Origin of the sequence: Streptomyces sp. E-08 (assembly GCF_049913095.1) — a bacterium.
Classification (GTDB): Bacteria; Actinomycetota; Actinomycetes; order Streptomycetales; family Streptomycetaceae; genus Streptomyces.
In genome coordinates this window covers 3625640-3651647 of the sequence record NZ_CP183971.1, presented here as the reverse complement: position 1 = coordinate 3651647, position 26008 = coordinate 3625640, and the positions used below count along the sequence as shown (strand labels likewise).

Annotated in this window: 24 protein-coding genes, 1 tRNA gene and 2 pseudogenes; 13 read left to right on the top strand and 14 right to left on the bottom strand. The window is 72.7% G+C overall.

Annotated features, from left to right (window positions below; genetic code table 11):
* Positions 1-8: 8 nt before the first annotated feature.
* From ACN9MM_RS16590 to ACN9MM_RS16570, 5 genes are all read right to left on the bottom strand, one after another.
* The gene (locus ACN9MM_RS16590; protein WP_426364351.1) at positions 9-536 is read right to left on the bottom strand and encodes a hypothetical protein; all 528 of its coding nucleotides are present in this window, start codon (positions 534-536) and stop codon (positions 9-11) included.
* A 126-nt stretch (positions 537-662) separates the two neighbouring features.
* Positions 663-1508, bottom strand: a complete 846-nt coding sequence (locus ACN9MM_RS16585) for an S-methyl-5'-thioadenosine phosphorylase (protein ID WP_426364350.1) — start codon at positions 1506-1508, stop codon at positions 663-665.
* An 82-nt stretch (positions 1509-1590) separates the two neighbouring features.
* The gene (locus ACN9MM_RS16580; RefSeq protein ID WP_426364349.1) at positions 1591-1923 is read right to left on the bottom strand and encodes an FmdB family zinc ribbon protein; all 333 of its coding nucleotides are present in this window, start codon (positions 1921-1923) and stop codon (positions 1591-1593) included.
* Between the two features lie 68 nt (positions 1924-1991).
* Positions 1992-3272 carry an MFS transporter gene (locus ACN9MM_RS16575; RefSeq protein ID WP_426364348.1) on the bottom strand — a complete coding sequence of 427 codons (1281 nt, stop codon included), beginning with the start codon at positions 3270-3272 and terminating at the stop codon, positions 1992-1994.
* 251 nt (positions 3273-3523) lie between these two features.
* Positions 3524-5113, bottom strand: coding sequence for a potassium/proton antiporter (locus ACN9MM_RS16570; protein ID WP_426368759.1), 1590 nt, complete (start codon positions 5111-5113; stop codon positions 3524-3526).
* A 214-nt stretch (positions 5114-5327) separates the two neighbouring features.
* On the opposite strand from ACN9MM_RS16570, the gene ACN9MM_RS16565 reads away from it, so the two are divergent.
* Positions 5328-8081, top strand: coding sequence for a penicillin acylase family protein (locus ACN9MM_RS16565; protein WP_426364347.1), 2754 nt, complete (start codon positions 5328-5330; stop codon positions 8079-8081).
* On the opposite strand, the gene ACN9MM_RS16560 is transcribed toward ACN9MM_RS16565, so the two are convergent.
* Entirely contained in the window at positions 8082-8675 is a 594-nt protein-coding gene (locus tag ACN9MM_RS16560) for a 5-formyltetrahydrofolate cyclo-ligase (RefSeq protein ID WP_426364346.1), read from the bottom strand.
* A 104-nt stretch (positions 8676-8779) separates the two neighbouring features.
* Here ACN9MM_RS16560 and galU point away from each other — a divergent pair, with 104 nt between their 5' ends.
* From galU to ACN9MM_RS16520, 8 genes are all read left to right on the top strand, one after another.
* Entirely contained in the window at positions 8780-9691 is a 912-nt protein-coding gene (galU, locus tag ACN9MM_RS16555) for a UTP--glucose-1-phosphate uridylyltransferase GalU (RefSeq protein ID WP_426364345.1), read from the top strand.
* A gap of 4 nt (positions 9692-9695) precedes the next feature.
* Positions 9696-11063 carry a gephyrin-like molybdotransferase Glp gene (gene glp / locus ACN9MM_RS16550; RefSeq protein WP_426364344.1) on the top strand — a complete coding sequence of 456 codons (1368 nt, stop codon included), beginning with the start codon at positions 9696-9698 and terminating at the stop codon, positions 11061-11063.
* Between the two features lie 59 nt (positions 11064-11122).
* Entirely contained in the window at positions 11123-11608 is a 486-nt protein-coding gene (moaC, locus tag ACN9MM_RS16545; protein WP_030546596.1) for a cyclic pyranopterin monophosphate synthase MoaC, read from the top strand.
* A gap of 14 nt (positions 11609-11622) precedes the next feature.
* Positions 11623-12162 (top strand): MogA/MoaB family molybdenum cofactor biosynthesis protein, encoded by a 540-nt coding sequence (locus tag ACN9MM_RS16540; protein ID WP_426368758.1) that lies wholly within the window; start codon positions 11623-11625, stop codon positions 12160-12162.
* Positions 12163-12176: 14 nt separating this feature from the next.
* Complete coding sequence (locus tag ACN9MM_RS16535) at positions 12177-12770, top strand: GNAT family N-acetyltransferase (protein ID WP_382867565.1); 594 nt, start codon at positions 12177-12179, stop codon at positions 12768-12770.
* Between the two features lie 137 nt (positions 12771-12907).
* Positions 12908-13960 (top strand): gephyrin-like molybdotransferase receptor GlpR, encoded by a 1053-nt coding sequence (gene glpR, locus ACN9MM_RS16530; RefSeq protein WP_426364343.1) that lies wholly within the window; start codon positions 12908-12910, stop codon positions 13958-13960.
* Between the two features lie 95 nt (positions 13961-14055).
* Positions 14056-14129, top strand: a tRNA-Ala gene (locus tag ACN9MM_RS16525).
* A 241-nt stretch (positions 14130-14370) separates the two neighbouring features.
* Positions 14371-15402 carry a hypothetical protein gene (locus ACN9MM_RS16520; RefSeq protein ID WP_426364342.1) on the top strand — a complete coding sequence of 344 codons (1032 nt, stop codon included), beginning with the start codon at positions 14371-14373 and terminating at the stop codon, positions 15400-15402.
* 4 nt (positions 15403-15406) lie between these two features.
* Here the strand turns inward: ACN9MM_RS16520 and ACN9MM_RS16515 are convergent, their stop codons facing one another.
* Positions 15407-15886, bottom strand: a complete 480-nt coding sequence (locus ACN9MM_RS16515) for a GNAT family N-acetyltransferase (RefSeq protein ID WP_426364341.1) — start codon at positions 15884-15886, stop codon at positions 15407-15409.
* Between the two features lie 50 nt (positions 15887-15936).
* Here ACN9MM_RS16515 and xth point away from each other — a divergent pair, with 50 nt between their 5' ends.
* Positions 15937-16740, top strand: coding sequence for an exodeoxyribonuclease III (gene xth / locus ACN9MM_RS16510; protein ID WP_426364340.1), 804 nt, complete (start codon positions 15937-15939; stop codon positions 16738-16740).
* Between the two features lie 236 nt (positions 16741-16976).
* On the opposite strand, the pseudogene ACN9MM_RS16505 reads toward xth, so the two are convergent.
* Together ACN9MM_RS16505 and ACN9MM_RS16500 are read right to left on the bottom strand one after the other, a co-directional pair.
* A pseudogene (locus tag ACN9MM_RS16505) lies at positions 16977-17222 on the bottom strand (recombinase family protein); the annotation flags it as partial.
* An 84-nt stretch (positions 17223-17306) separates the two neighbouring features.
* Positions 17307-18854: a recombinase family protein gene (locus tag ACN9MM_RS16500; RefSeq protein WP_426364339.1), complete on the bottom strand. Its 1548-nt coding sequence runs from the start codon at positions 18852-18854 to the stop codon at positions 17307-17309.
* Here ACN9MM_RS16500 and ACN9MM_RS16495 point away from each other — a divergent pair.
* From ACN9MM_RS16495 to ACN9MM_RS16485, 3 genes and pseudogenes are all read left to right on the top strand, one after another.
* Positions 18837-18926, top strand: a pseudogene (locus tag ACN9MM_RS16495) (exodeoxyribonuclease III); the annotation flags it as partial. The gene ACN9MM_RS16500 and the pseudogene ACN9MM_RS16495 overlap by 18 nt on opposite strands.
* Positions 18927-18979: 53 nt before the next feature.
* A complete protein-coding gene (locus ACN9MM_RS16490) occupies positions 18980-19675 on the top strand; it encodes a response regulator transcription factor (RefSeq protein WP_426364338.1) in 696 nt (231 codons plus the stop codon).
* A 4-nt stretch (positions 19676-19679) separates the two neighbouring features.
* Positions 19680-21359 (top strand): sensor histidine kinase, encoded by a 1680-nt coding sequence (locus ACN9MM_RS16485; RefSeq protein ID WP_426364337.1) that lies wholly within the window; start codon positions 19680-19682, stop codon positions 21357-21359.
* Here the strand turns inward: ACN9MM_RS16485 and ACN9MM_RS16480 are convergent.
* The 5 genes from ACN9MM_RS16480 to ACN9MM_RS16460 form a co-directional block, all read right to left on the bottom strand.
* Entirely contained in the window at positions 21335-21700 is a 366-nt protein-coding gene (locus ACN9MM_RS16480) for a hypothetical protein (RefSeq protein WP_426364336.1), read from the bottom strand. The two genes, ACN9MM_RS16485 and ACN9MM_RS16480, sit on opposite strands and share 25 nt — an antisense overlap.
* 379 nt (positions 21701-22079) lie before the next feature.
* On the bottom strand, positions 22080-23309 hold the full coding sequence (locus tag ACN9MM_RS16475) for an ABC transporter permease (protein ID WP_426364335.1): 1230 nt from the start codon (positions 23307-23309) through the stop codon (positions 22080-22082).
* Positions 23306-24019 (bottom strand): ABC transporter ATP-binding protein, encoded by a 714-nt coding sequence (locus ACN9MM_RS16470; RefSeq protein ID WP_426364334.1) that lies wholly within the window; start codon positions 24017-24019, stop codon positions 23306-23308. Before ACN9MM_RS16470 ends, ACN9MM_RS16475 begins: the two co-directional genes overlap by 4 nt.
* Positions 24016-25335: a peptidoglycan-binding protein gene (locus tag ACN9MM_RS16465; RefSeq protein ID WP_426364333.1), complete on the bottom strand. Its 1320-nt coding sequence runs from the start codon at positions 25333-25335 to the stop codon at positions 24016-24018. Before ACN9MM_RS16465 ends, ACN9MM_RS16470 begins: the two co-directional genes overlap by 4 nt.
* A gap of 3 nt (positions 25336-25338) precedes the next feature.
* On the bottom strand, positions 25339-25938 hold the full coding sequence (locus ACN9MM_RS16460) for a hypothetical protein (protein WP_426364332.1): 600 nt from the start codon (positions 25936-25938) through the stop codon (positions 25339-25341).
* Positions 25939-26008: the final 70 nt, after the last annotated feature.

Sequence of the window (26008 nt, the reverse complement as noted above, 5' to 3'; positions counted from 1 at the left end):
AGTGCGAATCAGCACACGATCACCGCCAGTCGGGACGTGACACCGGCACCTGCCAGCTTCGCCGCCGTCGGCCGTGGCACGGAGAGGACGACGAGCGCCCCTCCGTCCGATCGGGTCTCGCCCGGCCGTGGAACCTCGGCCACTCGGGCGCCCGTCGCGACCACGCGGGCCTCACCGTCCCCGCCGAGTGGCGAGTCGGGCGCGGCGATCACGTCGACCCGGTCGCCGGGGCGCAGCAGCCGTACGGTCGCGGCGTCGGCGATCCGTACGGGCGCGGACACCAGGGGTGCGGCGGCGGGCGGCCGGGCGCGGGCGGGCGCCGAAGGGGGAGGAGCCGGGGCGGGGGCGGCTCCCGTCTGTGCGACGGCCAGGGCGCCGGCCGTCAGGGCCAGGAGCAGTGCGGGTGCGCGCCGCCCGCGCCGGAGCGCCCTGCGCAGCCGGTGGAGGGCGCCCCGGACGCGGAGCGGCTCGAAGGCCGGCACGGTGCAGGGCGGGGGGACGGAGGAGGGGGAGGTGAGAGGGGTGGCCGTCGTCATGCGGGGTGCCGCCTGTCCTGCTCGGGAACGGGTTCGTGCCGCCACTCTCCCGGTCCCGCCGTCGCCCCGCTCCGGCCTGGGGATCACCCCGCGCCTGTGGACAACTCCTGCACTCCCGCGAGTGGTTTACGGCAGTTCGATGCCCAGGTCCCAGCCGTCGTGGGCATGTGTGCAGAGACAGTCCCGGTCCACCGTGGCGGGCAGGGCCGCCACGGCGTCGAAGAGGACGTCCCGCAGGCGTCCGACGTTCTCGCCGAACACGCGGAGGACTTCGGTGTGGGAGACGCCCTCTCCGGTCTCGGCGCCGGCGTCGAGGTCGGTGACGAGTGCGAGGGAGGTGTAGCAGAGGCCCAGTTCGCGGGCGAGGACGGCCTCGGGGTGTCCGGTCATGCCGACGACGGACCAGCCGGCGGCGGCGTGCCAGCGCGATTCGGCGCGGGTGGAGAAGCGGGGGCCTTCGACGACGACCATCGTGCCGCCGTCCACGGGTTCCCAGTCGCGGCCCCGGGCGGCCTTGACCGCGGCCCGCCGTCCGTCCGGGCAGTAGGGGTCGGCGAAGGTCACGTGGACGACGCGGGGCTGGGCCCCGTCGGCGCGCCGCTCCCCGTCGAAGTAGGTCTGCGCCCGGCTCTTCGTACGGTCGACGAGCTGGTCGGGGACGACGAGCGTGCCGGGTCCGTGGTCCTCGCGCAGTCCGCCGACGGCGCAGGGCCCGAGGACCTGTCGTACGCCGACGGAGCGCAGGGCCCAGAGGTTCGCGCGGTAGTTGATCCGGTGCGGCGGGACGGTGTGGCCGCGGCCGTGCCGGGGGAGGAAGGCGACCTGACGGCCGCCGATCGCGCCGAGGAAGAGGGAGTCGCTGGGGCTTCCGTACGGGGTGTCGACGGTCACCTCGGTGACGTCCTCCAGGAAGGAGTAGAAGCCGGAGCCGCCGATCACGCCGATGTCGGCGTACACGTCATGGTTGGCCATGCGGGTCACCCTACGCAGGGCGTGCGGATACGCCGAGGGCCCCGTCGCGGGTGGCGACGGGGCCCTCGGAGGGCGCGTGCGGTCAGGCGGCCGAGCTCCCGGTGCTCGACGAGGACGCCGAGGACGAGGAGGTGGACGACGACGCGGTCGACGCGGCGGGCTTGGAGTCCGGGGAAGAGGACGTCGTGGACGTCGTCGTCGAGGACTTCGACGAGGCCGGCGAGCTGCTGGACGACGAGCCGCGGCTGTCGTTCCGGTAGAAGCCGGAACCCTTGAAGACGATGCCGACGGCCGAGAACACCTTCTTCAGGCGTCCGTTGCAGCTGGGGCACTCGGTCAGGGCGTCATCGGTGAACTTCTGCACCGCCTCGAGGCCTTCGCCGCACTCGGTGCACTGGTACTGGTAGGTCGGCACTTGACTTCCTCCTGGCACTCACACTCATCGAGTGCTAACGACGATCCATACTGACGTATTCCGTGGGATCAGTCCACCGTCACCGGCACGCGGTGACCGATGCCACGTGCCGCGACCCGGCCGGCCTCGCGCGGCGCGAGCCGCGAGCGCAGGGCGAGCAGCGTGGCCAGGGCGAGGACGGTGCCCGCCATCGGCACCAGGAATCCGGTGCTCGCGCCGTGGGCGTCGGCGAGGCGGCCGGCGACCGTGACGGCCGCGGCCTGGCCGAGGGCGACGGCGCCGGTGAGCCAGGTGAAGGCCTCGGTGCGGGCCGTGGCCGGGATGAGGGTCTCGACGATGGTGTAGCCGGTGATCAGGGCGGGGGCGATGCACAGGCCGACGACGAGGCCGAGGGCGGCGAGGAGCAGCACGGAGTGCGTGGTCCACAGCAGGGAGGCGGCGACGGTGAGGCCGGCGTAGCCCATGATCAGGCGGCGGCGGGGGCCGGTCTTCCAGGCGACGGCGCCCATGGCGATGCCCGCGAGCATGTTGCCGGCGGCGAAGATCCCGTAGAGGAGGCCGTTGGCGCCGGGGTTGCCGATCTCCTCGGTGAAGGCGGTGAGGGAGACCTGCATGCCGCCGAAGACGGAGCCGATGCCGAGGAAGGCGACGATGAGGACACGCACGCCGGGGACGGACAGGGCGGAGCGGCGGGGTTCGGCGCCGAGGTGGCCGGCGGCCGCGGCGATGCCGTAGGCGGGCTGGGTGGCGCTCTGCGCGGCGAAGAACAGGCCGCCGACGAGGGTGAGGGCGGCCTCGGCGATCAGGCCGGCGGCCGGGTGGACGCCGGTGCACAGGGCGGTGGCGAGGACGGGGCCGACGACGAAGGTGAACTCGTCGGTGACGGATTCGAAGGCGGCGGCCGTCGGCATCAGCGGGGTGCCGTCGAGCTTGGCGGCCCAGCGGGCCCGGACCATCGGGCCGACCTGGGGCACGGAGGCGCCCGCGGGGACGGCGGCCAGGAACAGTGCCCAGAGCGGGGCGCCGCTCAGGGCGAGGACGACGAGCAGGGTGACGGACGCGGTGTGGACGAGGACGCCGGGGATCAGGACGGCGCGCTGGCCGAACCGGTCGGCGAGCTTGCCGCTCTGCGGGGCGAAGAGCGCCATGGAGACGCCGGTGACGGCGGCGACGGCGCCGGCGCTGCCGAAGGATCCGGTGGTGTGCTGGACGAGCAGGACGATGCCGATGGTCAGCATCGCGAAGGGCTGCCGGGCGGCGAAGCCGGGGAGAAGGAAGGACAGCGCACCGGGGGTGCGAAGGAGCTGCCCGTAGCCGGGCCGCTTGTCCGTGATGACCGTGGACGCCACGGTCCTTGCCTTTCTGCCGCCTGGTAGCGCGCCCCGGCACGGTGGTGCGGGTGTCGCCGAGAGCTGTCCTCATGCGCGTTACTGCGGTAGATACCGGGTCTGCCCCACGGTGGAGGGGTGCCACGGCCGCCATACGGTCGCGCCAGCTCTGCGTCAGGCAGAGTTGGTTCGATCTGGTGTGCCTTCATGGTACAGGGAGGAGCGTCTTCCCGCCTGGGAAAACGCTCCCGCACCTGAATTAATGCCTGGGATTAACCGGATGTTCTCTTGTGTCCGCCGTTGCCGGGCCTGTGTCCGCCGTTGCCCGGCAGGTGGAAGCGGCCCGTGGCGGCGGGTGCCGAGGCGGCCGTCGCGCCGCCGGTCCCGAGCCAGCCGGCGAGCTTGCCGCCCTGTCCGACGGCGCGCAGCCGCCGCTCGGTGGCGTCCCGTACGGGGTCGGTGGCGACGACGAGGAGTTCGTCGCCGTGCCGCAGGACGGTCGCGGGGCCCGGTACGAAGCTGGCGTCCTCGCGTACGACGAGGGTGACGGCGGCTCCGGCCGGGAGGCGCAGTTCGGCGACCTCGACGCCGTGCATCCGGGAGCGCTCCGGGATGGCGACGGAGAGCAGGTGTCCGCGGAGCCGTTCGAGCGGCGCGGACTCGACCCCGAGGTCGGCGGCCTCGGAGGAGTCGCCCAGCTTGAGGGCCCTGGCCAGCCAGGGCAGCGTCGGGCCCTGGACGAGGGTGTAGACGACGACGAGGACGAAGACGATGTTGAAGATGCGTTCGCTGCCCTCGATCTTCGACACCATCGGGATGGTGGCGAGGATGATGGGGACGGCTCCGCGCAGGCCGGCCCAGGACATCAGGGCCTGCTCCTGCCAGGGGATCCGGAAGGGCAGCAGGCTGACCAGGACCTCCATGGGCCGGGCGACGACCGTCAGGACGAGGCCGATGACGACGGCGGGCCAGAAGTCGTGGGCGAGCTCGTGCGGGGTGACGAGCAGGCCGAGCAGGACGAACATGCCGATCTGGGCGATCCAGCCGAGCCCCTCGGCGAAGCCGCGGTTCGCGGGCGCGTGGGGCAGCTTGGCGTTGCCGAGGACCATCGAGGCCAGGTAGACGGCGAGGAAGCCGGAGCCGTGGGCCATGGCGCCGGCGGCGTACGCGCTGACGGCGATGGCCATGACGGCGATCGGGTAGAGGCCGGAGGCGGGCAGCGCCACGTGCCGCAGGCCGTAGGCGCCGGCGAATCCGACGGCGAGGCCGACGGCGACGCCGATGGCGAGTTCGAGGGCGATCGTGCCGACGAGGACGTACCAGTGGTCGACCGGTCCGGCGGTGGAGAAGGCGACGACGAGGATGACGACGGGGGCGTCGTTGAAGCCGGACTCGGCCTCCAGGACACCGGTGACCCGCGAGGGCAGGGGCACCTTGCGCAGCACGGAGAAGACCGCGGCGGCGTCGGTGGAGGAGACGACGGCGCCGATGATCAGCGCCTGTCGCCAGTCGAGGCCGACGAGGTAGTGGGCGCCGGCGGCGGTGATGCCGACGCTGACGGCGACGCCGACGGTGGAGAGGACGACCGCGGCGGGGAGCGCCGGCTTGATCTCCTTCCACTTCGTGCCGAGACCGCCTTCGGCGAGGATCACGACGAGGGCGGCGTAGCCGATGACCTGCGTCAGTTCCGCGTTGTCGAAGGCGACGTTGCCGATGCCGTCCTGCCCGATCGCGACGCCGATGCCCAAGTAGAGCAGGAGGCTCGGGAGTCCGCTGCGGGAGGAGATCCGCACGGCCGCGACGGCCACGAGCAGGACGAGGGAGCAGACGAGCAGGAGTTCGTTGAGCTGGTGGACAGTCAGTGGCCGTTCCTTCCCCTCACGTGCGGCTGGATCGTTCCTCCAGCGGCCGGTACTTCGTTACCTTACCTAATCTTTAACGCTTTCTTGACGCCCTCTTTGCATCTCGTCGCTCACCAGTACGGTTCTCTTCCTGACACCGCGTCCGGGCCGTCCGGACGCTGCGCCTAAGGTTGCTCCCGTACTCCAGGACCACCCTGCCCCTCGAAGGACAGCGATGCCCTCCAACACGACCGCGCCCCCCGGCAAGAAGACCGCCAAGAAGAAAGGGCGGCGCGCCCGCCTGCTCCTCCTCGTCCTGGTCCTCGCACTGGTCGCGGGCATCGGCTTCGGCGGGTACTGGGGAGTCAGCACCGTCCGGGCCTCGTTCCCGCAGACGACCGGCGAGATCCGCCTCGACAAGCTCTCGGCCGACGTCGAGGTGAAGCGGGACGCGAACGGCGTCCCGCAGATCTACGCCGACAACGAGACGGACCTCTTCCGCGCCCAGGGCTACGTCCAGGCGCAGGACCGGTTCTACGAGATGGACGTCCGCCGGCACGTGACCGCGGGCCGGCTCTCCGAGATGTTCGGCGAGAGCCAGGTCGACACCGACGCGTTCCTGCGCACCCTCGGCTGGCGCCGGGTCGCGCAGCAGGAGTACGACGAGGTCCTGTCGCCGGAGACGAAGAAGTACCTCCAGGCGTACGCGGAGGGCGTCAACGCCTACCTGAAGGACCACGCGAAGCCGGCGGACGTCTCGGTCGAGTACGCGGCGCTGTCGCTGACCAACGACTACGCGATCGAGCCGTGGACCCCGGTCGACTCGGTGGCCTGGCTCAAGGCGATGGCCTGGGACCTGCGCGGCAACATGCAGGACGAGATCGACCGCTCGCTGATGACGAGCCGGCTGAGCGCGCAGCAGATCAAGCAGCTGTACCCGGAGTACCCGTACGCGCTCCACCAGCCGATCCTGGACAAGGGCGCGGTCGACGAGTCCACCGGGACGTTCGACCCGAAGGCCGACGCGACCGAGGGCGACGGGACGACGACCGGCGACACCCCGGGCTCGGGCCCGGGCGGTTCCGGCGGCGGCGTGGCCTCCCAGCTCGGCGCGCTCTCCGAGGTCCTCGACACCGTCCCCGCGCTGCTCGGCCCGAACGGCAACGGCATCGGCTCGAACTCCTGGGTCGTCGCGGGGAAGTACACGACCTCCGGCAAGCCGCTGCTCGCCAACGACCCGCACCTCGCGCCCCAGCTGCCGTCCCTCTGGTACCAGATGGGCCTGCACTGCCGCTCCGTCTCGGCGACCTGCCGCTACGACGTCGCCGGCTACACCTTCTCCGGCATGCCCGGCGTGATCATCGGCCACAACGACAAGATCGCCTGGGGTCTCACCAACCTCGGCGCCGACGTGACCGACCTCTACCTGGAGAAGATCGGCCCCGACGGCTACCTCGTCGACGGCAAGGTCAAGCCGTTCACGAGCCGCGAGGAGACCATCAAGGTCGCCGGCGGCGACGACCGCAAGATCACCGTCCGCTCCACCGAGCGCGGCCCGCTCGTCTCCGACCGCTCCTCCGAGCTGGAGCAGGTCGGCCAGAAGGCACCCGTCGGCAACGCCGCCCCCGACCGCGGCACCGGCTACGGCGTCTCCCTGCAGTGGACCGCGCTCCAGCCGGGCAGGTCCATGGACGCGATCTTCGCCCTCGACCGGGCCAAGGACTTCACCACCTTCCGGGTCGCCGCGAAGAACTTCGAGGTCCCGTCCCAGAACCTGATCTACGCCGACACCGAGGGCAACATCGGCTACCAGTCGCCCGGCAAGATCCCGCAGCGCGCCAAGGGCGACGGCACCCTGCCCGCGCCCGGCTGGGACTCCTCGTACCGGTGGAAGGGGTACATCCCCTTCGAGAAGCTGCCGTACGAGTACAACCCGGACCGCGGCTACATCGTCACCGCCAACCAGGCCGTGATCGACCAGAAGACCTACCCCGACCTGCTCACCAAGGACTGGGGCTACGGCTCGCGCAGCCAGCGGATCAACGACCTCATCGAGTCGAAGACCAAGGACGGCGGCAAGATCTCGCCGGACGACATGCGGGCCATGCAGACCGACAACCGCAGCGAGATCGCGACCCTGCTCAACCCGCTCCTGCTGAAGGTCGACATCTCCGACCCGGCCGTCCGCGAGGCGCAGAAGCTGCTGGAGGGCTGGGACTACACCCAGGAGCCCGACTCGGCCGCAGCCGCCTACTTCAACGCGGTCTGGCGCAACGTCCTCAAGCTCGCCTTCGGGAACAAGCTGCCCAAGGAGCTGCGCGCCGAGGGCGACTGCATCAACGTCCGCCCGGCCGAGGCCACCGGTCCGGTCGACGAGCAGAACAAGCTCGTCCGCGAGTGCGGCGAGCGCGACCCCGACTCGGCGCAGCCGGACGGCGGCGACCGCTGGTACGAGGTGGTCCGCCCGCTCCTCAAGCAGGAGGAGAACGAGTGGTGGACGACCCCCGGCAGCCGCACCGACGCGGCCACCGAGACGCGTGACCAGCTGCTCGCCCGGGCCATGAAGGACGCCCGCTGGGAGCTGACCGCCAAGCTCGGCAAGGACGTCTCCACCTGGAGCTGGGGCCGGCTGCACCAGCTGACCCTGAAGAACCAGACCCTCGGCACCGCCGGTCCCGGCGTGGTGCAGCAGCTCCTCAACCGCGGCCCGTGGAACCTGGGCGGCGGCGAGGCGGCCGTCGACGCCACCGGCTGGAACGCGGCCGGCGGCTACGACGTCATCTGGGTCCCGTCGATGCGGATGGTGGTCAACGTGGGCGACTGGGACAAGTCCCGGTGGGTCAACCTGACCGGCGCCTCCGGGCACGCCTTCCACTCGAACTACACCGACCAGACGGACGCCTGGGCGAAGGGCGAGCTGTACGACTGGGCCTACGGCAAGGCGGCGGTCGACGCGACGACGAAGGACACGCTCACGCTGAAGCCCTGATCAGGGGCGGAAGCGGGTGACCCCGTCCGGGGTCACCACCGCGTGCACGGGGTGGTCGTGCGGTTCCTCCGGGACCCGCGCGACCACCTCGTCCGCGTAGAGGAGCACCACCAGGGCCGGATCCACGCCCGCGCGTGCGAGCCGGGCCAGGACCCGGTCGTACGAGCCGCCGCCCCGCCCGAGCCGCATCCCGCGCCCGTCGACGGCGAGGCCCGGCAGCAGCACCGTGTCGGCGGCGCACACGGCCTCGGGGCCGAGCCGGGGGCCGGTCGGCTCCAGGAGGCCGCGGCCGGCCTTCGCGAGCGCCCCGCGTCCCTCGTACGCCGCCCAGTCCAGGTCGTTGTCGGGCAGCAGCACGGGGAGCAGGACCCGCACCCCGCGCGCGTGGAGGGCGTCGAGGAGGGTGCGGGTGCCCGGTTCGCGGCCCACGGACACATAGGCGGCGACGGTGGCCGCCCCGGAGAGTTCGGCCAGTTCCATGCCCTGCCGGGCGAGGGATTCGGCCGTTTCCGCGAGGGAGTCGGGGGTCAGTGCGGCACGGGCGGCCAGAAGTCGGCTGCGCAGCACGGTCTTTTCGGACATCTCCGGTGTCATGACAGCCCTCTGTACGTTCACGAAATTCTCGTAACTATCTTTATGTCAAGAAAGTTAACCGAAGTCACATCTTCTTCTCATTCCGAGCGACTAAGGTGCTCCGCATGAATCTGTCGCTCCCCAGGCTCGGCCGGATCAGCAAGGCTGTCATCCCCGCCGCCGGTCTCGGTACACGCTTCCTCCCGGCGACCAAGGCGACGCCGAAGGAGATGCTGCCGGTCGTCGACAAGCCGGCGATCCAGTACGTCGTCGAGGAGGCCGTCGCGGCCGGCCTCTCCGACGTCCTGATGATCACCGGCCGGAACAAGCGTCCGCTGGAGGACCACTTCGACCGGAACTACGAGCTCGAGGAAGCCCTGATCCGGAAGGGCGACGACGAACGCCTCTCCAAGGTCCAGGAGTCCAGCGACCTGGCCACCATGCACTACGTCCGCCAGGGCGCCCCGCGCGGCCTCGGTCACGCCGTGCTCTGCGCCGCCCCGCACGTCGGCGACCAGCCCTTCGCGGTGCTCCTCGGCGACGACCTCATCGACCCGCGCGACCCGCTGCTCGCGCGGATGGTGGAGGTCCAGGAGCGGGAGGGCGGCAGCGTCATCGCCCTCATGGAGGTCGAGCCCTCCCAGATCCACCTCTACGGCTGCGCGGCGGTCGAGGCGACCGCCGATGCGGACGTCGTGCAGGTGACGGACCTGGTCGAGAAGCCGGACCCGGGCGAGGCGCCCAGCAACTACGCGATCATCGGCCGTTACGTGCTGGACCCGGCCGTCTTCGACACGCTGCGGGACACCGAGCCGGGCCGCGGCGGCGAGATCCAGCTGACCGACGCCCTGCAGAAGCTCGCCTCCGACGAGAAGATCGGCGGCCCGGTGCACGGGGTCGTGTTCAAGGGGCGCCGCTATGACACCGGCGACCGCGGGGACTATCTGCGTGCCATTGTCAGACTCGCGTGCGAACGTGAAGATCTGGGACCGGACTTCCGGGCCTGGCTCCGGAGATACGTCAGCGAGGAGATGTAGCACCTTGAGCAGCAGCGCGGCACCGTCGCCGTCCCACGACGACCACGAGAAGCACGACCGCGAGGAGGGGGCCGCCGACCCCTGCGCGGGCCCGGCCCGCGGCCTGTGGTCCGTCGACGAGCACCTCGCCGACATCCTCGCGACGGTCTCCCCGCTCGAACCGATCGAGCTGCAGCTCCTCGACGCCCAGGGCTGCGTCCTCGTCGAGGACGTGACGGTGCCCGCCGCGCTGCCCCCCTTCGACAACAGCTCCATGGACGGGTACGCCGTCCGGATCGCCGATGTCACCGGAGCCACCGAGGAGTTCCCCGCCGTCCTCACCGTCGTCGGCGACGTCGCCGCGGGCGCCGGCGGCCTTCCCGAGGTCGGCCCCGGCCAGGCGGCCCGGATCATGACCGGCGCCCCGCTGCCGCCCGGCGCCGAGGCGGTCGTCCCCGTCGAGTGGACCGACGGCGGTGCGGGCGGGGGCGCGGCCACCGGCATGACCGCCGCCAGTGCCGCCCCCGAGGGCTCCGGGGGCGAGGTCAGGGTCCACCGGTCCGCCGAGGCCGGCGCCCACGTCCGCAGGGCGGGCAGCGACGTACGGGCCGGGGAGCTCGCCCTCGCGGCGGGCACGGTCCTCGGGCCGCCGCAGATCGGCCTGCTCGCCGCGATCGGCCGGGGCACCGTGAAGGTCCGCCCCCGCCCGCGGGTCGTCGTCCTGTCCACCGGCAGCGAGCTCGTCCAGCCCGGGGAGCCGCTGGGCGAGGGCCAGATCCACGACTCGAACAGCTTCGCGCTCGCCGCCGCCGCGCGGGACGCGGGCGCCCTGGCCTACCGGGTGGGGGCCGTCGCCGACGACGCGGAGTCGCTGCGCGCCACCATCGAGGACCAGCTCATCCGGGCCGACCTGCTCGTGACCACCGGCGGGGTCAGCGTCGGCGCGTACGACGTGGTGAAGGAGGCGCTGTCCGCCGACGGGCAGGTCGACTTCCGCAAGCTGGCCATGCAGCCGGGCAAGCCGCAGGGCTTCGGCGCCGTCGGCGCCGAGCAGATCCCGCTGCTCGCCCTCCCGGGCAACCCGGTCTCCTCGTACGTCTCCTTCGAACTGTTCGTGCGCCCCGCGATCCGCGCCCTGATGGGCGTCGAGGACCTGCACCGGCCGCGCGTACGGGCGCTCCTCGCAGCCGACGAGGCCGTGTCGTCCCCGGCGGGCCGCCGCCAGTTCCTCCGCGGCACCTACGACCGGGAGGCGGGCACCGTCACACCCGTGGGGGGTGCGGGCTCCCACCTGATCGCGGCCCTCGCGCACGCGGACTGCCTGCTCGTGGTCCCGGAGGAGACGGAGACCGTCGAGCCGGGCGCCGAGCTGGAAGTGGTCCTCCTCGGCTGAGGGGGCGACGCTGGGGGTACGGTGTCGTCCTTCACACAGCGACCGGGAGTGTCACGGCCATGAGCACGCAGCAAGGTCTCACCCACATCGACGAGGCGGGCGCGGCCCGCATGGTCGACGTATCGGCGAAGGACGTCACGTCCCGCACCGCCCGCGCCAGCGGGCGGGTCCTCGTCTCGCCGCGCGTGATCGAGCTGCTGCGCGGTGAGGGCGTCCCGAAGGGCGACGCGCTCGCCACCGCCCGCATCGCCGGGATCATGGGCGCCAAGAAGACCCCGGACCTCATCCCGCTCTGCCACCCGCTGGCCGTCTCGGGCGTCACCCTGGACCTGGCGGTGACGGACGACGCGGTCGAGATCCTGGCGACCGTGAAGACGACGGACCGCACGGGCGTCGAGATGGAGGCCCTCACGGCGGTCTCGGTGGCGGCCCTCACCGTCGTCGACATGATCAAGGCGGTCGACAAGGGCGCGGTCATCTCCGACGTACGGGTGGAGGAGAAGACGGGCGGCAAGTCGGGCCACTGGACGAGGGCCGAGGCGTGACGCGCGCGGGCCGGGTGGCCGGAACGCACGAGGAGCACACGGAGCCCGCCCCCGGGGAGGTGCCGGCGGCGGCCTACCGCGCGCTCGTCGTCACCGCCTCCAACCGGGCGTCGGCCGGGGTGTACGAGGACAGGGGCGGTCCGCTGATCGCGGAGGGCCTGACCCGGATGCGGTTCGCCGTGGACGGCCCGCAGGTCGTCCCGGACGGGGCGCCGGTCGAGGCGGCGCTGCGCGAAGGGGTCGCCGCCGGGTACGACGTGATCGTCACCACCGGCGGCACGGGCATCTCGCCCACCGACGAGACCCCCGAGGCCACCCGCCGGGTCCTTGAGCGGGAGATCCCCGGCATCCCGGAGGCGATCCGCGCGTACGGCCGCGAGAAGGTCCCGACGGCGGCGCTCTCGCGCGGACTCGCCGGGGTCGCGGGCACCACGCTGATCGTGAACCTGCCCGGGTCCCCCGGCGGGGTGCGGGACGGGCTCGCCGTCCTGGAGCCGCTCCTGCGCCATGCCGTCGACCAGATCCGCGGCGGCGACCACCCGAGAGCGTCGTGATCCCGTCCTGGCCGGTGGTCCTCGTCGACGGCGAGGTGCTGCTCCGCCCGATAAAGATGCGCGACCAGGCGGCCTGGCGCGAGGTGAACCGGCGCAACCGCGAGTGGCTGCGGCCGTGGGAGGCGACGGTGCCGCCGGCGCCTCCGGGCGCTCCGGTCGCCCAGCGGCCGACGTACCGTCAGATGGTGCGCCACCTGCGGTCGGAGGCGAACGCCGGCCGGATGCTGCCGTTCGTGATCGAGTACCGGGGCCGGCTCGTCGGCCAGTTGACGGTGGCCGGGATCACCTGGGGCTCCATGTGCTCGGGGCACGTGGGGTACTGGGTGGACAGCGAGGTGGCCGGGCGCGGGGTGATGCCGACGGCGGTCGCGCTCGCCGTCGACCACTGCTTCCGCGTGGTCGGGCTGCACCGCATGGAGGTGTGCATCCGCCCGGAGAACGGGCCCTCGCGCCGGGTGGTCGAGAAGCTCGGTTTCCGCGAGGAGGGCCTGCGGCCCCGCTATCTCCACATCGACGGCGCGTGGCGGGACCATCTGGTGTTCGCGCTGACCGCGGAAGAGGTGCCGGAGGGGCTGCTGCGACGCTGGCACCACGCAAGAATGCAATAAGTGTTCGAATTTAATCGCCAGTTGGCAGTCAATCGATCTGAACAATCACAAAAAAGTTCAGTGATATCAGCCAGATCGTGCGACACACCGGGCCAATTGGCCGATGCGTGTTACAGAACCCCTCTACCGTGTGAGGCGTGAGCAGCAGCGGCCTCATCTACGCAGTCATCGTCGGGGCCTGGGCCGCCTACTTGGTGCCGATGTGGCTCCGCAGGCAGGACGAGCTGAACGAAGCCCGTCCGACGGAACGCTTCAGCACCGCCATCCGGCTGCTTTCCGGACGGGCGGGCATGGAGCGCCGGTACGCCAGGGAGCTCAAGGAGCGGGACCGTACGGCGGAGGGCCCGACGCCCGACGTGGACCCGGACGCGGAGACCGAGCATCTGAGCTCGGTCGACGTCCGGGCCTTCTCCGCGCCCGCGGCCAGGACGGAAGCGCGCCTGGAACTCCCGGAGCCCGATCCGGAACCGGCCCCGCACCCGGCCCCGCAGCACCCCGCCCCGGCCCGCCCCGCCTCGGGCGCCGCCGCCGAGCGGGCCCGCCGGGGCAAGGTCCTCGCACGGCGCCGCAGGGTCACCACGCTCCTCTTCGCCGGGTTCACCCTCGGCGCCGTGGTCGCGGCCGTCGGCGGCGTCGCCTTCCTGTGGGCGCCGGCCGTCCCCGCGCTGCTCCTCAGCGCGTACATCGTGCACCTGCGGGTCCAGGAGCGGCGGCGCTTCGTCTATGTGATGGACCGGCGCCGCGCCGAAGCGGCCGCCGCCCGTCTGCGCGAGAGCCGCCGCCCGGCCCCGACGCCGGAGCCCGAGGCCGACCAGGCCCCGATGGCCCCGGCGCTCTCCCCGCAGGAGGCGGACCGGCGCGCCCTGGTCGAGCAGACCGACCACGCGGAGTGGGTGGACCAGCAGCGCGAGCGCGGCCCGGCCCGCGGCGACAGCTGGGACCCGGTCCCGGTGCCGCTCCCCACGTACGTCACCGCCCCGGTCGCCCCGCGCGCCACGAGCGGCATCGACATCACGGACCCGGAGACCTGGAGCGCGGCCCGCTCCTCCACGGCGGCCGACCCGGCCCCGGCCCCGTCCCCGGCACCCCGCCGGCGCAGCACCCCGCCCCGGCGCGGCCACGACCACGGCCGCACCCCGCTCTTCGACCAGTACGCGGACGACGACCGCCCCCGGGCAGCCAACGAATGACCCCGGCCGGGGGCCCGCGACGGCCCCCGGCTGACCTGCGGGGGAAGCGATTTTTGTTCTTCCCGATCGGGATGCTAATGTTTCACACGTCGCAAGGGCCTGTGGCGCAGTCTGGTAGCGCACCTCGTTCGCATCGAGGGGGTCTGGGGTTCAAATCCCCACAGGTCCACAGACACGGGAATCCCGTCCGATCGCAAGATCGGGCGGGATTTCTGCTGTTCGCGACAGGACCGGGATGCCGGCCGGTGCGGACGGAGTGACGCGGTCGGCCGCGACCTGACGGCCGGTCGGGCCGTTAGCCGGACATGATCACCGCACATGCCTCCGCACCTCACCCGTTCACCGCCGGGCAGGCGTTTCTCCTGAGGCCCCGGCATTTCTTCCAGAAGCCACAAGCCTGGGAGGTGCATGTGTCGGCGGCCGATCTCGCGGGGCTCGCGCAGGAGCCGGACGCGGTGCGACGGCTCGGGGCGAGGCGAGGTCGCCTCGGGGACACACCCGTCAACCGCGCGCTCGCGGCGGAGCTCCGTGACCGGCCCGAGGAGTTCGGGCGGGCGCACGCCCTTGTGCTCGGGGCCGACGAGATCCACCTTCCGCAGCCGTCCGGTCCGGGCGGATTCCCTGACGCGCTGTTCGTGTCCGGACTGGAGTGCATCGACGGGTTCCAGCGGCTCGTGGTCATCGCTGAGGCGGCCGCGGTGCTGGGTCATGTGCATCTGTCGCGGGCCACCGTGCGTCTGGACATCCATTGCGGCCGGAGTCGGGAGGCCATGCGTCGCCACTTCGGCGGCGCGGAGGATCGCGTCAACGCCGCCACGGCCCAGGACGGTCTGATCCGCTGCCCGAACATCCGGCGGCTCATGGAGAGCGACTGGGAGCGGGAGGGCTCTTTCGAGCCGTGGCGGGGTGTGAGCACGGGGGCCCGCACGCGGCGCTACGCGATGCCCGAGGTCACCCGGGGGCTCGCCTGTCTGGCGGCGGGGGCGGGGCCGGAGGCCGCTCACGCGGTGGCGACTGACGAGGGGCTCGACGCCCTCTGGGGGAGCATCGGCTCCGCCCTGTACCTCCAGGTCTTCCCGGACCGGATGAGCCCGCTGGGGGTCGTGCGCGCGGTGAAGGCTCACAGGGCGGCGCGGGCCGCCCTGGGGCGCCTTCCCGCGAAGTACGGGCACGGTGCCGGACATCTCATCGCGTACGCCCCCGACCTCGTCGCCCGGGAGGCCTGCCGGCGGCTCCTGCCCGTGGCCGACCTGCACGACGAGCGGACGCGTTTCGACTGGCACGGCGTTATCGAGCGGCAGCTGCCGCGCGAGGTCGAGCGCACGGCTGTCGACCTCGTCCGGCGCTACGCGGTCGTGCACGAGGAACTCGGGGGCAAGCCGCGCTACGCGGGTGAGGTCGATCGACTCGACGTCTGGCAGGCGATCCTGGCCGAGCAGTGACAGCTCAGGTCAGGGGCTTCGCGAAGCAGCGGCTCGTGGGGTAGTCGCGGTAGTGGCCGAACTTCGCGCAGGGGGCGTAGCCGCTGGAGCCGTAGAGGGCGATCGCCTCCGGCTGGGCGGTGCCGGTCTCCAGGACCATGCGGGTGCGGCCGGCGGCGCGGGCGTCGGATTCGAGGGCCGCGAGGATGCGGCGGGCCAGGCCCAGGCCGCGGGCCCCGGGGACCACGTACATGCGCTTGAGCTCGGCGTCGCCGTCCGCGTAGCCCTCGTCGTTCGCGTCCTGGGTGCGCCAGCCGCCCGTGGCGACCGGGCGGCCCTCGGGGTCGTACGCGACGAGGTAGAGGCCGCGGGGCGGGACGAACATCCCGGCGTCCAGCGGTGTGGCGTCGCCCTCGTCGCCGTAGCGGACGGCGTACTCCGCCTGGACCGCGTCGTCGAGTGTGACGGCGTCGGGGTGGTCGTAGGGCGTGGGCTGGATGTTCATGCGGTCCATTGTATATGTGTGCATGAGGGTGGTGTCGGTATTCTCCCGGGATGCTCACTGTGACGTCCGTGAATGTCAATGGTCTCCGCGCCGCCGCCAAGAAGGGCTTCGTCGAGTGGCTGGCCGGCACCTCCGCCGATGCCGTCTGCCTCCAGGAGGTCCGCGCCGAGGAGGCGCAGCTGCCCGAGGAGGTGCGCAGCCCCGAGGGCTGGTTCACCGTCCACGCCCCCGCCGCCGCCAAGGGGCGCGCCGGTGTGTCGCTCTACACGCGGCGCGAGCCCGACGCCGTACGCATCGGCTTCGGGTCCGCCGAGTTCGACACCAGCGGCCGGTACGTCGAGGCCGACCTGCCCGGTGTGACCGTCGCCAGCCTCTACCTGCCCTCCGGCGAGGTCGGCACCGAGCGCCAGGACGAGAAGTACCGGTTCATGGGCGAGTTCCTGCCGTACCTGAAGGACCTCAGGGCCCGCGCCGCCGCCGACGGCCGCGAGGTCGTCGTCTGCGGCGACTGGAACATCGCCCACCACGAGGCCGACCTCAAGAACTGGAAGGCCAACAGGAAGAACGCCGGCTTCCTGCCCGAGGAGAGAGAGTGGCTGAGCCGGGTCCTCGACGAGGGCGACGGCGGCTACGTCGACGTCGTGCGCGAGCTCCACCCCGAGCAGGAAGGCCCCTACTCCTGGTGGTCCTACCGCGGGCGCGCCTTCGACAACGACAGCGGCTGGCGCATCGACCTCATTGTCAGTTCATCTCGCCTGGCGGAGCGCGCCGTGAAGGCGTACGTGGAGCGGGCGGAGAGCCATGCGGAGCGGTGGAGTGATCACGCGCCCGTGACTGCAGTCTTCGACCTGTAGGGAGCGGCAGCGGAAAGCCCCGTCCGGCTGTGTTGTTCACCGCCGCCGGACGGGGCCGTCATAGGGGTTGCTACACGCGCGCTGCACGCTGGCCAACGGGGACCGGCCGCTCACGAACCCGCCCCTGGGCCACAGGCAGGCAGTAGGGCTCTTCCGGTGCCTGCCGGGCGGTACGGCGGGGTCCTCGTAGTCCCGGATCACGTCACGCAGGATGCCGACCCGCCTGGCGTCGTCCTTCACCGGCTTGCCGATGTCCGCCCGGGTGACCATCCGCGACCCTCGGGGTGGCGCCGCATGGAGACGTTGCAGTCACTCACGGTCGTCCAGTCGCCCACTTCAATCGTGGCCGGTTCCGCGTCCATCACCGCCGGACGACCACCCGCGCGCTTCTCGGCCCTGGCAGCGTCGAGACCGGCGCGCGTTCGGTCCTTGATCAAGCTGCGCTCGAACTCCGTCATCGCGCCCACCACCTGGGGCATGAGCCGACCGTCCGGGGGCCCGGCGGCTCACAGGGGGCGATCACGACCCGCCGCCAGGGGGTCCGGGCAACGGGCCGTGAACGGCGCTCAGGCCGGCTCAGGCGCCGCATCCCCCTGCCGCTGAGCCCTCGCGCCCCGCAAGTCGATCGAGAGCCGTTCCAGCGCGCGGCGCTTCATGTCCGCCGGGCGGCCCCCTCGCTGGCCCTTCGCGCACTCCAGGCGAGTTCCGGTGTCGAGCAGCATGAACCGCCGTTCCCGGGCGTCGGCGATCCTCCAGTAGTCGGAGTAGGTCTTTCCTGTGGGAACCAGCTCCGTGCGTTCCTTCTGTACCGGAGTCGCTTCCAGGACCTCGGCGCGGCCTTCCAGAGCGTCCACCTGCTCCTGCCAGATGGCGAGGCCCACACGTGATCGCCTGGATTCGCGAATGGCATACAGCTCGCGGAGTTCGGTGGTGATCTCCTCCAGTTCGGGGCGGGGGTCGTAGCCGGGGTACGTCACCTGCTCCAGCACGGGGAAGTCGCCACACTCCTTCAGGAACTCCCGTTCCGTGTACTCCTCCACCCAGTCGGTCTTGATGGCTGCGGAAGCCTCGCAGGGAAGTCCCTTGGTGCGCGCCCGGCAGACGTAGACCGAGTAATCGTGTGCGGGGACCCGGTACATGCGGCCCTTGCAGGAGGCGCAGTGCAGAACGCCGAGCAGGAGCGCGCCGGTGTCCTTTCGGGTCCCGGCTGCCCCCTTGGGGCGTTCACCGAGGGCGGTTTTGATCTCCTCGAACCGGTCTCTTGTCAGGATCGGATCGGAGGTGATGCTCACCGGCAGGCCGTTGCGGTCCCGGACGACGGAGCCCGCGTAGGTCTGATGGCCGAGGAGCGACGGGGACAGGAGTACGCGCTTGACGGTCTGGCCGACCCACTTGCGCCCCTTCGGCTTTCTCCCTTGCCGAACATCGTTCCAATCGCGAGGCGTCAAGATGCCTTCGCTGTTCAGATGGAATGCGATGGCGTTCGGGGCGTTGCCATCCAGCAGCATCCGGATCATCGTCTCGATGGCTTCGACGCGCTGCCGGTCCTGGGCCAGGGTCCACCCCTCGCCGGCTGGACGCTGCACGGGTGTGTATCCGTACGGAGGGAGCCCTCCGGAGTACCGCCCCATCGCCCGCAGCGCCGCATTGGCACTCGTGACGCGCTCCTTGATGGCCTGACTTTCCATCTGCGCGGCGAAGGCCAGCAGCATGATGATCAATTCGGACATGATCGAGGTCATGTCCAGCTCCAGTGAGCTGCCTCCCGGGCCCTCCGCGAACACCAGCCGCTTGCCGTGACGCTTCGCCCAGCGTGTCAGCTCGGCCATGTCCCCCATGGAGCGGACGGCGCGGTCGAGCCGCCACCAGATGATTACGTCGAAGTCGGCGGGCCTGGCCAACCAGTCGCCCAATTCCGGCCGTTCGAACGGAGTCGTCCTGGTGGCGGAGACGTCCAGATCCTCCGCGTAGCCGACGACCTCGGCCCCCAGGCGTCTGGCCTCCGCCTCGCCGGCTTCCCGCTGGCGCTTGGGTGATGTCGACTCGTCGGTCCTGACGCTCAGCCGTACCGCGATGAGTGCCCGCAGGTGCCCCGACTCGCCGTCAAGGCTCATGTCGAGCGGGCCGCGAGCCACGAGGAGCGGTGGAGCGATCACGCCCCCGTCACCGCCGTCTACGAGATGTAGCAAAGCCCCACGCGGTACCGTGCTCGGAATTGACGGACCGGGTGGGGGCATCGGTGGGCGCGCGCATTCTCATCGCCGAGGACGACGAAAAGCAGTCACGGCTGATTCGGATCTATCTGGAACGCGAGGGGAATTCCGTCCAGGTCGTCGCCGACGGACGTTCCGTGCTGGAGCGGGTTCGTTCCGTACGGCCGGATCTCGTCGTCCTCGACGTGATGCTGCCTTTCGTCGACGGCCTCGACGTCTGCCGCATTCTGCGTTCCGAGGGATCCGACGTCCCGATCCTGCTGCTCACCGCCCGCAGCACCGAGGAGGACATGCTCCTCGGCCTCGACCTCGGCGCCGACGACTACCTCACCAAGCCGTACAGCCCGCGCGAGCTCACCGCCCGGGTGCGCGCCCTGCTCCGCCGGTCCCGGGCGACCGGCGCGGCGGCCCGTGACGCGCTGCTGCGGGTCGGCGCGGTCGAGCTCGACACCGCCCGCTTCGAGGTCCGGGTCGCCGGCCGGCCGGTGGCCCTGACCTCGAAGGAGTTCTCCCTCCTGGAGGTCCTGGCCCGCGAACCGGGCCGGGTCTTCACCCGGGCGCAGATCATCGAGCGGGTCTTCGGCTTCGACAGCGACGTCCTGGAGCGGACGGTCGACGTCCACGTCCGCAACCTCCGGCTGAAGCTGGAGCCCGATCCGGCCCGGCCCCGCCGCCTGGAGACCGTGTACGGGCGGGGATACCGGCTCTCCGAAGGGGCGTGACGCCGTGAGCTTCCGGCTGCGCGTCTTCTCGCTCGTCCTGCTCGTCGCGGTGGCCGCCAGCGCCGCCACCGCCTGGTTGACCCTGCGGCAGCTCACCGGGCAGCTCCGCGAGTCCGCCGCCGCCGACCGCCAGTCCACGACGGCCATCACCGAGGAGCTGCGCGCCTACGGCGCCGGCCACGGCACCTGGGACGGCGTCGCCGCCACCGTGCGGACCCTCGCAGGGCAGACCGGGCAGCGCATCCGGATCGGCACCGACCGGCAGGGCCAGATCGCCGACTCCGACACCCTCCTCGGCCGATTCCCCCGCCCCGGCGGCACCGCGCCCCCGCTGCTCGTCGACCCGAGGCCGCAGCTGGAGTTCCCCCCGGGCTGGGACGCCGCGTCCATGCGCAAGGTGACGCCCAAGGTGATCGTGAGCTACGCCTCCGACGTCTCCTACGCGGCCTGCCTGACCCGGCTCGGGCAGCCGGTCACCGTCCTGCGCGGCAAGTTCGGCATGCCGGTCTTCCAGGACGGCGGGAAGACGCCGGGAGGCACACCCTGCGCCGAGACCGGCTCGGGCACCCCGCGCCGGGCCGACATCGCCGCCGCCGAGGCCTGCGACGCCACGGCGAGGGCCGAGGTGCTCGCCTGTCTGCGCCGGGTCTTCACCGAGCGCACCGCCGCCGTCGGCCCGCAGCCGCTGACCGTGCGGCTCGGCGCCGTCGACGACGCCGGACAGACCCTGGCCGCCGGCCCGACCGCGCTCGTCGCCGCCGGGGTCACCGCCGCCGTCCTCGGCTGCGCGCTGCTCCTCGGCCGGGCCGTCCTGCGCCCCGTACGCGCCCTGACGGCGGCCTCCCGGGGGCTCGGCGAGGGCGACCTGGGCCGCAGGGTGCCCGCCTCCGGCAGGGACGAGATCGCGGAGCTCGGCCGGTCCTTCAACCGGATGGCCGGCTCCCTCCAGGACAGCGAGGAGCGGCAGCGCCGGCTCGTCGGGGACATCGCCCACGAACTGCGCACCCCCCTGGCCAACCTGCGCGGCTATCTGGAGGCCCTCCGGGACGGCGTCCTGGAGGCGGACGCCGAGCTGCTCGACTCGCTCCACGAGGAGGTGCTGCTCCAGCAGCGGATCGTGGACGACCTCCAGGACCTGGCGCTCGCCGAGGCGGGCGCCCTCACGTACCACCGCAGGCCGCTGGACGCGCGGGAGCTGGTCGAGGCCTGCCGGACCGCGCACAGCGCCCGGGCTGCGGCGGCCGGGGTCACGCTGGAGGCCGTGGGCGCGGGCCCCGGCACCGTACGGCTGCACGGGGACCCGGACCGGTTGCGCCAGGCGCTCGGGAACCTCGTCGGCAACGCGGTGCGGCACACGGCCCCCGGGGGCGGTGTGCGGCTGGAGCTGGACGAGCGGGACGAGAGGGTGCGGATCGCGGTCAGGGACACCGGCAGCGGCATCCCGGCCGCCGACCTGCCGCACCTCTTCGACCGTTTCTGGCGGGCGGACGCGGCGCGCGGGCGGGCCACCGGCGGCAGCGGGCTCGGTCTCTCGATCGCCCGGCAGATCGTGGCGGACCACCACGGGGCCGTCGAGGTGGCCTCCGAGGTGGGCGTGGGGTCCGTGTTCACGGTGGTGCTGCCGGCCCCGCGGGGCGGGGCCGGCGGCGGGGTGCGGGATCAGCACGGGGCGTTGGACCCGTAACCGTTCAGCAGACTGTCCTTGATCCAGCCGGAGACGCCGGTGCTGTTGTCGCGGACGTGCGACCACGTGCCGTCCTGGCCGGCCACCCAGCAGTGCAGGGTGAGGCTGTGGCTCGCCTGCGCCTGGCCGAGCGAGACGCACTCGGTCGTCGGGCCGGTGCGGATGTTCACGCCGTTCGTGTTGGCGCTCCCGGCGCGGCCGTCCCTGTTGGACCAGCCGGGGTTGTAGCAGGCGGCGGAACCTTCCGGCGCGGCCACGGCGGCCGTGGTCGGCAGGACGAGGCCGCCGGTTGCCGCGACGGCACCGACGGCCACCGCGGCGAGTTTCGTCCGAAGACGCATTGATCTCTCCTGAACTCTTGGTCGTTCCCGCCCGGCGATGCGCCGGGCGGGTGGGCCGGTTCGTTCGAGTACGGAGAGAGAATTGCCTGCCGGAGAGAATCCGTTCAATGGCCGACGCGGTGTCGGCTGTTTTTCGGCGGTGCCGGTTCTTCGCGGGCGGGGAAGTATTTCAGGACTGTTGCGCAAGGGCGCCGGATCTTCTTCTCTTCCTCCGGTCGCCGGGCTTCCGGAGCCCGTGACGGGGGCGCCGGGAGAAAGGAATTGTCTTCCGGTCAGCCGGATCTCCCGATTCCGTCTCCGGGGCGAACAGCGGGAAACGGCCACACCGGTCCGGGAAGGTGCCCCGAACGGTTTGGCCGCTTCCCGAGGGGTGCGCGCGTCAGCTGCCGGCCAGCGCCACCGTCGGCGCGAGACGGCTCGCCCGTACCGCCGGATAGAGCCCGGCGATCATCCCGATCACCAGCGTCGCCCCCACCCCGGCCGCCGTCGCCCACACCGGGACCACCGTCGGCCAGCCCCGGCCCAGCGCGTACGCGGCGGTGATCAGCGTCCCGAGGACGGTCCCGCCGAGGCCGCCGATCACCGACAGGAGCAGCGACTCCGTGACGAACTGGGTGCGGATCTGGCCCCGGGTGGCGCCTAGCGCCCGACGCAGCCCGATCTCGGGGCGGCGCTCCAGGACGGAGATCACCATCGTGTTGCCGACGCCGACCCCGCCGACGAGGAGCGCGACCCCGCCGAGGCCGAGCAGCAGGCCGGTCAGCGCCGACTCGGTGGCCTCGCGGGCCGCGAGGGCGTCCGAGGGGCGGGAGACCTGCACCTCCGCGGGCTTCGCCGGGTTCGCCGTCGCCGGGAGCACCGCCCGTACCGCCCCGACGGCGCTGTCCTCGGTGCGGACGTAGACCGTCGACGGATGACCGTCGAACCGCAGGTACGTCCGTGCCGCCGGCCAGCCGACGAGCGCCGCCCCGTCCAGCTCCGGGGCGAGCGGTACGGGATCGAGGACGCCGACCAGGGAGAACCAGCGGCCGCCGATCCAGACCCGGGTCCCCGGGGCGTACAGGTCGAGCCGCCGTGCGGCCGTCGCGCCCAGCACGACCGCCGGGTACCGCTCGGTCGCCGCGTCCAGCCAGCGGCCCCGCCGCACCTGCCCGCCGACGGCCGGGAGCAGGCCGTCGTCCGCGGCCAGGACGCTGAGGGAGCCGGTGCGGCCGACCGCGATCCGCTCGTTGCGGTAGACCTTCGCGTCGGTCGTGCCGGTGGCGGCGACCTCGCGGACCGGCGGGATGCGGTCGATCATCCGGACCGCCTCCACCGGGAGCCTGGTCCGCTGCCCGGCCAGGGTGGCGCCGGGCGCGACCCGGAGGAGGTTCGTGCCGAGCGCGTCGAGCCGTCGGTCCACCTCCGCCTGGCCCGAGCCGGAGATGCCGACCACCGCGATCATCGCGGCGACGCCGATCGCGATGCCGAGCGCGGAGAGGAACACCCGCAGCGGGCGGGTGCGCAGGCCGGTGCCGCCGAGCCGGACGACGTCGGCGGGCCGCAGCCGGGCCGGCCGCAGGGCGGCGCGCCCGCTCCGCGAGCCTCTTCGGCGGGGGGCGGGGATCATCCGTGCGCTCCGATCGGATCCGTGGCGCTGTCCGCGACGACCCGGCCGTCGCGCATCTCGATGCGACGGGGCAGGGCGGCCGCGATCTCCCGGTCGTGGGTGATGACGACGACGGTCGTGCCCGCCGCGTGCAGTTCCCGCAGGAGCGCCAGGACGGCCGCCCCCGACGCCGAGTCCAGGTTCCCCGTCGGCTCGTCGGCGAGCAGGACCGCGGGACCGCCGACCACCGCCCGTGCCACGGCGACCCGTTGGCGTTCGCCGCCGGAGAGCTGGTGCGGCAGGTGGTGGGCGCGGTGGCCGAGCCCGACCCGGCCGAGCGCCGCCGAGGCCCGCGCCCGCCGGCGCCGCAGCGGGATCCCCGCGTACAGCAGTCCGTCCGCGACCGAGTCCAGGACCGGGACGCCGACCGCGAGGTGGAACTGCTGGAAGACGAAGCCGATCCGGGTGGCCCGCAGCGCGGACACCTCCCGGTCCGTCAGCTCCGCCACGTCGTGGCCGTCGACCAGCACCCGGCCCGCCGAGGGCCGGTCGAGGCTGCCCATCAGGTTCAGCATGCTGGACTTGCCGGAGCCCGACGGGCCCACGATCGCGACGAGTTCGCCCCGCCGGACGCGCAGGCTCACGTCCCGGACCGCCGCCACGCCGCCGGGGTACGTCTTCGAGACCGCCCGGAACTCCACCACGGTGTCGGGAGCCGTGCCCGTGCTCACTGGGGGATCCTCACCTTCAGGCCCGCGCGGAGCGCCGGGCCGCTCACCTCCACGAGGCCGTCGGCGAAGAGGCCCGTGCGGGCGGTGACGAACCGGCCGTCCTCGGTCTCCAGGCCGTACCCGCCCTCGGCGAGCGCGACGAGGGCGGCCACCGGGACGGTCAGGACGTTCTCGCGCTTCCTGCCCACGTACTCCACGGAGACCGGGCCGCCCTCCAGGCGGCCCAGGGCGCGCTGGTCGGCGAGGGTGATCGTGACCGGGACCGTGGGCGGCCCGCCGGTGCCGTCCCCCTCGGGTGCGGTCGCCTGCCGGCCGACCGAGGCGACCCTGCCCTGCACGGAGGTGCCGTCGGGCAGGCCGACGGTGACCCCGGCGCCGCGCACGGCCCAGGAGGCCTCCCGTGCGGAGGCGTCGACGACGACCTTGCGGGTGGTGCCGGTGTAGCCGAGGACGTTCTCGCCGGCCGCCGCGCCCAGCCGGACGGACGCCTGGCCGAGCCGGATCCGGCCGGAGGCGTACACGACGTCGCCGAGGCCGACCCGGCCGGTCTCGGGCAGGCCGAGGGACTTCTGCCAGCGCTCCACGGCCCGTTCGGTGCCGGAGGTGAACCGCTCGTCGACGGTGAAGCCGGTGTAGCCGAGGGCGGCGAGGTTGGACTCGAACTGGAGGACGTCCATGCCGCGGAGCGGCTGCGGGGGAGCGGCCGTACTCCTCCCGCCGTCCGTGCCCGTACTCCTACCGCCGTCCGTACTGCCGCCCGTGCCCGTGCCCGTGCCCGTCCCCGTACCACCTCCCGTGCCTCCCTTGCCTCCGGCGCCCCCCGGCGCCGGAGGGGTCGGGGGCCCGGTGGTGTCCGGGGCCGGGGTGCCGGTCGTCATGCCCAGTTCGCGGTACATGGGCAGGGCCCCGTAGAGCAGGACCACCGGCCGGTCGTCCACGCGGAGCAGGGTGTCCCCGCGCTCGGCGACGGTGCCCGCCTCCGGGAGCCAGGTGACGGTGCCGGACGCCTTGGCCGGCAGCGGTATCTCCGTCCCGTACCCCAGCGTGCCGTCGACCGCGGTGCGTTCGACGAGGGTCGTGCGGGTGACCGCGACCGTGGAGCCCGCTCTCGGCGGGGCGGCGGTGCCCGCGCCCCCGTCGCCGCCGAGGCCGAGCGCGCCGACCACGGCGACCGCCGTGACCAGCGCGAAGGCGGCGGCGACGAGGACGGTACGGCTCCGCCGGCGGCCGGGGGCGCGTGGGGGAGCCGTCCCCTCCTGCTCCGGCTCCACCTCCGCTGCTCCGGCCTCGTCCTTCTCCGTGAAGATCTCGCTCACCGCTCAGCCCTTGCCCGTGCCCTGCTCGACGGGGTCGCCGATGATCGGCGCGCAGGTCCGGGCGGCCTGCTTGGCGGCGGCGGTGGTGGAGTCCCACTGGACGTCCCCGTAGACGTTGCCGTCGGGCTCCGGGTCGGGGAAGTCGGGGGCGCCGTGCTTCTGCATGCAATCGGCGTACGCGAACTGCGTCTTGATCTGCTCGGGGGTGAGCTTGGGGGCGAGCCTGCGCTCGATCTCGGCGGGGACCGCCGGGTTGAGCGAGGAGCACTTCTCCGAGGCCTTGAGGTAGGCCGGGTTCTTCTTGAGGGTCCGGCCGTCGCCGAGGTCGACCTGGCCGTTCGCGTCGGGGTCGGGGGCGTCGACGTGGTTCTCGCGCAGGCACTTCACCCAGGCGCGCCTGGCCTCGACGTACGCGGTGACCTCGTCCTTGCCGCCGTCGGAGCCGTTCCCGGCTCCGGCCGTGGCCTTTCCCGTGCCGGAGGGGGAGCCGTCGCCGGCCGTCGGGATCTTCCCGGCGCCGTCGTCCCCGCCACCGCCGCAGCCGGTCAGCGCCAAGGCCGTGACCGCCGCGGCGGCGGCCAGCAGCACCCGGTTCTTCCTCATCGGTTCTCCCGTTCCTCCTGTCGGGCCCGGCGCGGGCGCGGCGGGTGGACCGACCGTAGGACGGAGGTCG

Excerpts from the sequence above, each read along its gene's own strand:
- xth (WP_426364340.1), top strand. The coding sequence starts at position 15,937 with ATGCTCACTGTGACGTCCGTGAATGTCAATGGTCTCCGCGCCGCCGCC.
- ACN9MM_RS16560 (WP_426364346.1), bottom strand. The coding sequence starts at position 8,675 with ATGACACCGGAGATGTCCGAAAAGACCGTGCTGCGCAGCCGACTTCTG.
- galU (WP_426364345.1), top strand. The coding sequence starts at position 8,780 with ATGAATCTGTCGCTCCCCAGGCTCGGCCGGATCAGCAAGGCTGTCATC.
- ACN9MM_RS16515 (WP_426364341.1), bottom strand. The coding sequence starts at position 15,886 with ATGAACATCCAGCCCACGCCCTACGACCACCCCGACGCCGTCACACTC.
- moaC (WP_030546596.1), top strand. The coding sequence starts at position 11,123 with ATGAGCACGCAGCAAGGTCTCACCCACATCGACGAGGCGGGCGCGGCC.
- ACN9MM_RS16585 (WP_426364350.1), bottom strand. The coding sequence starts at position 1,508 with ATGGCCAACCATGACGTGTACGCCGACATCGGCGTGATCGGCGGCTCC.
- ACN9MM_RS16480 (WP_426364336.1), bottom strand. The coding sequence starts at position 21,700 with ATGCGTCTTCGGACGAAACTCGCCGCGGTGGCCGTCGGTGCCGTCGCG.
- ACN9MM_RS16565 (WP_426364347.1), top strand. The coding sequence starts at position 5,328 with ATGCCCTCCAACACGACCGCGCCCCCCGGCAAGAAGACCGCCAAGAAG.
- ACN9MM_RS16500 (WP_426364339.1), bottom strand. The coding sequence starts at position 18,854 with ATGAGCCTTGACGGCGAGTCGGGGCACCTGCGGGCACTCATCGCGGTA.
- ACN9MM_RS16460 (WP_426364332.1), bottom strand. The coding sequence starts at position 25,938 with ATGAGGAAGAACCGGGTGCTGCTGGCCGCCGCCGCGGCGGTCACGGCC.
- ACN9MM_RS16475 (WP_426364335.1), bottom strand. The coding sequence starts at position 23,309 with ATGATCCCCGCCCCCCGCCGAAGAGGCTCGCGGAGCGGGCGCGCCGCC.
- ACN9MM_RS16590 (WP_426364351.1), bottom strand. The coding sequence starts at position 536 with ATGACGACGGCCACCCCTCTCACCTCCCCCTCCTCCGTCCCCCCGCCC.